The sequence below is a fragment of the Deltaproteobacteria bacterium genome (assembly GCA_016218975.1).
In the GTDB taxonomy this organism is placed as follows: Bacteria; Desulfobacterota; Deferrimicrobia; order Deferrimicrobiales; family Deferrimicrobiaceae; genus JAENIX01.
This window is the reverse complement of the sequence record JACRCO010000028.1, coordinates 1-6,133: the sequence shown is the minus strand read 5'-3', so window position 1 is coordinate 6,133 and position 6,133 is coordinate 1. Positions and strand designations below refer to the sequence as shown.

The 6,133-nt window shown below is 62.2% G+C and carries 3 protein-coding genes; all 3 read left to right on the top strand.

The genetic code is table 11. The annotated features are described in order from the left end of the window. Positions 1 to 329 (top strand): DJ-1/PfpI family protein (locus tag HY896_02925; GenBank protein ID MBI5575298.1); only part of this gene is annotated, 329 nt, incomplete at its 5' end. Positions 330 to 564: 235 nt separating this feature from the next. Continuing rightward, entirely contained in the window at positions 565 to 2,739 is a 2,175-nt protein-coding gene (locus HY896_02920) for a hypothetical protein (protein ID MBI5575297.1), read from the top strand. A gap of 5 nt (positions 2,740 to 2,744) precedes the next feature. Further along, positions 2,745 to 5,999 (top strand): hypothetical protein, encoded by a 3,255-nt coding sequence (locus HY896_02915; protein ID MBI5575296.1) that lies wholly within the window; start codon positions 2,745 to 2,747, stop codon positions 5,997 to 5,999. The last annotated feature ends 134 nt before the right edge of the window (positions 6,000 to 6,133 follow it).

Below are 6,133 nucleotides of genomic sequence, written 5' to 3'. Positions count from 1 at the left end.
GCTATGCGCCGGACCGGATGCGCCTGCGTAAGTCGATGGTCGACCTGGTTCGCGAATCGTACCGGCAGGGGAAAGTGGTCGCCGCCATATGCCACGGCGGCTGGATGCTCGCGTCGGCGAACGTCCTGCGCGGGAGAAGAGCGACCGGATATATCGCCATCAAGGACGACCTGGTAAACGCAGGCGCAACGTACGAGGACCGTGAGGTCGTCCGCGACGGCAACCTGATCACCTCGCGCAAGCCGGACGATCTGCCGGCTTTCTGCCGGACGATCATCCAGGCGCTGATCGAAGCGAAGGCCAAGGCCGGGAAAAAAGAAGCCGCGTGAGCGGCATTCGCGGACAGGAAGACCGAACGGATTCCGTATCGCGGCAATATGTCAAGACCATGCCGCATAGGTAAAATTGTATGCCGGAAGCAGCATTGTCCGGTTCGGCCATGCTGCGCAAGGCTCCCCGCCTTTCCACGATAATTACGAAAAGAACGGCGTTTTCGTGGGTTAATATATAAACCGTTTGCTTACCGGCTCTCGGGGCCGTATGGAATTCGGCAGGAGCGTACCAATGACCGCACCAGGCAAGCCGGATGCGGCTTTACCGGGTACCCATCGATGGAAATTCTTCCGGGCGGGCGGGTTCGACCAGGTCCTGCTGGAAACGGGCGCCGATCTCATGGCGCTCAAATCCCTAGATCAGAAGCTCTGGGTGGCGCTCAGCTGTCCCGTCCCAGGTATCGAATTCGACCCGAAAACGCTCGCGTTCATCGACGCCGACGGCGACGGCCACGTCCGGGTTCCCGAGGTCCTCGAAGCGATTCGTTGGGCGGGGGCTGTTCTCAAGGATCCCGACCTTATCGTCAAGCGCCCGGACTGCATCCCGCTGTCCGCGATCGACGAGGCCTGCGAGGAGGGGAAGGCCGTCCTGGACGGAGCGAATTTCGTCCTTTCCGCTCTCGGAAAACCCGGCGCCGGGGAAATCCGCCTCGATGACGTGTGCGACATGTCGCGTATCTTCTCCCGGGCGAGGTTCAACGGGGACGGTATCGTTCCGGCCAAGGCCGCCACGGATCCCGCACTCGGCCTTGTCATCGAGGACATCATCGAATGCCTTGGCCCGGAAACCGACCGCTCCGGGGATCCCGGCGTTACCGCCGGGAAGGTGGAGAGGTTTTACTCCGAAGCCCGGGCCCTTGCGGATTGGCATGCGGCCGGGGAAGGACCGGACATAAGGCCGTTCGGCGACGAAACCGCCGCGTGTTACGGGCTTTTCCTTTCCCTGCGTCCCAGGATCGAGGACTATTTCAGGCGCTGCCGCCTGGCTGCGTACGACATCCGCGCGGCATCGCTTTTGGGACCGCAGGACGCGGAGTACCTGAAGCTCTCTTCGATGGATCTCGGCGGCAGCATGGAATCCGTGGCCCAACTTCCGCTTGCGGTGGCGGCTCCCGGAGCTCCCTTGAGGTTCTTCGACCGCCTGAACCCTGCCTGGTCCGAAGCGATGCGTGAATTCGGGCGAACCGTCGCGGAACCGCTGCTTGGCGAAGTTTCCGAGCTGTCCGAGGACGGTTGGGCGAAAATATGCGCCTCTTTCCGCCTCTATGAGGCATGGCTGGCGTCCCGCCCGGCAACGGCGCTGGAGAAGCTCGATCCGGGCTATTTGAAGGCGATCCTGGCGGCGGGCGGAAGGGAAGCTCTCCTCGAACTTGCGGCGTCGGACAAGGAGGTCGAGCCGGCGGTTGCGGCCGTAGCATCGGTGGAGAAGCTCATTCGGTACTGCCGCGATCTTCATGTCTTCGTGAACAACTTCGTTTCCTTCCGCAATTTCTACACGCGCAAGGGGAAGGCGACTTTCCAGGCGGGGACCCTCTACCTGGACGGCCGCAGCTGCGAACTTTGCGTATCCGTGGCCGACGTGAACCGCCACGCTTCCATTGCCACCATGAGCCGGGTCTACCTTCTCTACTGCGAATGCACTCGCCGTGGCGGGGGAGAGAAAATGAATATAGCCGCCGGTTTCACGGCTGGGGACTCCGACATGCTGATGGAGGGTCGCAACGGCGTATTCTACGACCGCGCGGGGCGGGACTGGGATGCGACTATCGTGCGCATCGTGGAGCATCCCATCGGCATCCGGCAGGCTTTCTGGTCGCCGTACAAGCGGCTGGCGCGGATGATCGGCGAGCAATTCCACAAGATGGCGGCTGCTCGCCAGAAGGCTGCCGAGGACCGGAGGACGTTGGCGATGATCGCCGCCGGCCAAAAGGCGGCAGCCGGGCAGACTGCCGCCGCCCCACCCCCTGCGTTCGACATCGCCAGGTTCGCCGGGATCTTCGCCGCAATCGGCCTGGCGATCGGCGCCATCGGCGGAGCGCTCGCCTCCATGATGTCCGGGTTGTTCCGGCTCGACTGGTGGCAGGTGCCCCTGGTGGCGGCGGGGGGCCTTCTTCTCGTTTCCGGCCCGTCGGTTCTCATCGCCTGGGCCAAGCTGCGGCAGCGCAACCTGGGCCCCATCCTCGACGCCAACGGGTGGGCGGTGAACGCCCGGGCGAAAATCAACATCCCCTTCGGAAACTCGCTGACGGCGTTAGCGAAGCTGCCCGAAAACGCCGAGCGATCCCTGACCGATCCGTTCGCCGAGAAGAAGCGTCCATGGAAACTGTATTTTTATCTGCTGGTGATGCTGCTCTCGCTGCTGATACTGTGGCGGGCGGGATATTTTTCCGGCTGGCTCGGGAGGTGAAGGGAATGGCGGGAAGAACCGGCACAGGGGCCGCATCGGTCGCCAAGGTGACGGCTCCCCGGATTACGGGGTACTTCCCCCGCAGGAACCTGTTCCGCCTGCTCGACGCCGCGCGAAAACGGCCAGTGATCTGGATCTCTGCTCCGGCGGGCTCGGGGAAAACCACTCTTGTCGGCAGCTATATCGAGACCCGGGGCCTTTCCTGCCTTTGGTACCAGGTGGATGAAGGGGACGTGGACCCGGCTTCCTTCTTCTATTACATGGGCCTGGCGGCCCGCAGGGCGGCGCCCCGGAACAGAACGCCGCTCCCTCTTCTCTCCCCCGAGTATCATCCGAATCTTTCCGTGTTCTCCCTACGGTATTTCGAACGCCTGTACGCCCGTCTGAAACCCGGTTCCGTGCTGGTATTCGACAACTGCCAGAAGGTCCCTCCGGAATCGTTCGTGCACGATGTCCTGCGGGAAGGGTTGTCCGCCCTGCCGAAGGGATTGAACGCGATCCTGATCAGCCGGGGAGACCCCCCTCCCGCGTTCGCCCGCGACCGCGCGCATCGAACGATGGAGGTCATGGGCTGGGAAGAACTTCGCCTGACTCACACCGAGACGGAAGGTATCGCCCGTCTGCGCCGGAAGCGGAAGGTATCGAAGGAAACCGCCCGCATGCTGCACGGCAGGACGGACGGATGGGCGGCGGGGTTGGTTCTCATCCTGGAGCAAACGGACAGGCATCCCGTAGAAAGCCGAAGACTCGGGGAGCGGTCTCCCGAGGAACTGTTCGATTATTTCGCGGAGGAAGTCTTCGGGCGGCTGGAGGAAAATGTCCGGGCTTTCCTTCTCCGGAGCGTCTTCCTTGAACGAACGACCGTCGGGATGGCGGAAAAGCTGGCGGGAGAGCCTCGCGCGGGACTGATCCTTTCCTACCTGAGCCGGAACAATTATTTCACCCAGAAACACCTGCACGGCGAGCCGGTGTACGAATACCATTCCCTGTTCCGGGAATTTTTGCTGGCCCGTGCGAAGGCAGCGCTTCCCGCGCAGGATATCGCCCTGATCCAGCGGGAGGCCGCGGATCTTCTGGCCGGAAACGGCCAACTGGAGGCGGCGGTCGCCCTCTACCGGGAATGCGGCGCATGGGAGGAAGCGATGCGCATCGTACTCTCGCAGGCTTCCTCCCTGGTTGCGCAGGGCAGATACAGGACGCTTGGAGAATGGCTTGCCGCCATACCGAAATCCGAAACGGAAAATAATCCATGGATCGACTATTGGACGGGTGCAAGCCGCCTTCCGTTCGAACCCCGGGAGAGCCGAAAGGCCTTCGAGGAGGCGTTCAGGCGGTTCTACGAATTGCGGGACGTGGGAGGCGTATTCCTTGCCTGGTCCGGCATCGCCGAATCGATCATGTACGGCCATGAAGGATTGAAACCACTCGACCGCTGGTTTTCCCTCCTGGACGGGCTGATGAACGAATTCGGCGACTTTCCTTCCGAAGAGATCGGGGCGAGGGTCACTTGCAGCATGATCCGGGCCCTCGCGCTGCGCCGTCCTCCGTATTCCGCGATGGAACGATGGGCAGATCGGGCCCACCATGTTTCGCAGACCTGCGGGGACCTTTCCGTCAGGATCGAAGCCCTTGTCAACATGGCGATCTTCCGGTACGCGGAAGGGAACTTGCGGAAGCTGGAATTCCTTCTCGACACGCTGCGGGAAACGGTGAAACTCCAGGATGTCCCCCCGATTGCGCGCCTTACCGTGAACTGGCTGGAGGCGGCTTACGCCAACCTGGCCTCATGCTACGAAATGGGCATGAAGGCCGTGTCGGAAGGTCTCGCGCTGTCCGGGGCAACGGGCGTTCATGTCATGGATTACATGCTGATGGGGCAGGGAGTGCTCTGTTCCCTTAAAACCGGCGATTTTCCGACCGCGGGGCGATACCTCGGCGATATGGCGGCATCCCTGCCGTCGGCCAAGCCCTGGGAAGCCAGTTTCTATCATTACGCTGCCGCCTGGGAAGCGCTGCTGCGGGGAGAGACGGCGCATGCCGATCTACACTCATCGGAGAATCTCAGGCTTTGCGAAGAAGTGGGCAATCCCTGGACCGTATACCTGTCCCATTCACTGAGGGGATTCCTCTTCCACGCGGCCGGGGAGAACGGGAAAGCGGCGGACTCATTGTCAATGGCTTGCCAGACCGGCGCCCATAGCCGGAACGAGTATACGCGTTTCCTCTGTCTGTTGAGCCAATCATATTTTTACCTGCAGGAAGGAAACGAATCGGCGGCATTGTTGTCGCTGCGGGAAGGGATGCGCGTGGGAAGGGAGAACGGGTATGTCAATCTGTACATGTGGCAGCCGGGGGTCATTGAGGGAATCATGGCCAAGGCGCTCGACGCCGGAATAGAAACCGCCTATGCGCAGGATCTCATCAGGCGGAATGCGCTTGTTCCGGACCGGCCGTTGGATGCGGAGCGGTGGCCTTACCCGTTCGAGGTTTTCACGCTCGGCCGGTTCGATCTCGTCAAGTACGGAGAGCGGATTCCCGTCTCCAAGAAAGTTCAGCAGAAGCCGCTCCAGATGCTGAAGGCCCTTATCACCCTGGGCGGAAGTGAAATCGCGGAAGAGACGATCACAGACCTTCTCTGGCCGGATTCCGAAGGCGATCTCGCTCACCAGGCGTTCACATCCACTCTCCACAGGCTGCGCAAGCTGGTCGGAGACGAGAAGGCGATCGCGCTACGGGACGGCAGGCTGACGCTGTCGGACCGGCATGGGTGGGTGGACGCCTGGGCGTTCGAACGACTGATCGAGCAGGCAGGGAACGCGAGGAAACGGGATGCGGGAAGGGACGGCGGCGCCGAGATCCTGCGCATGATCGAAAAGGCGGTCGGCCTTTACAAGGGGCCGTTCCTTCCGGAGGAGACGAAGCACCCGAAGGCCGTATCGCTCCGGGAGCGGTTGCGGAGCAAGTTCCTGCGGGCGGTCGAAACGCTGGGCCGCCATTGGGAGAGCGCGGATGAGTGGGAGAAGGCGGTGGACTGCTATCGAAGGGGGATCGAGGCGGAGAGCCTTGCCGAAGAATTCTACCGCTGCCTGATTGTCTGTTACAGGCGGCTGGGAAGGGATGCCGAAGCGCACGCGACTTACCGCGCATGCAGGAACGTCCTCTCCGCAAGCCTCGGTATCGCCCCGTCTCCCGGGACGGAGTCGGTTTACAGGGCCACATATCCCTCATCGATTTCTTCCCGAAAGCGGAACCGGGATTAACCCGCTTTTCTCACCATGGTTCGTAGCGAGGCGGTGGAGACGGGTATGGCTACAAGGCGTCGCGACCGAGGGCGACGCAGGCGTAGTTTACACTACGTCGAGGAGCCCGACCGAGCGCAACGCAGTAGACATGG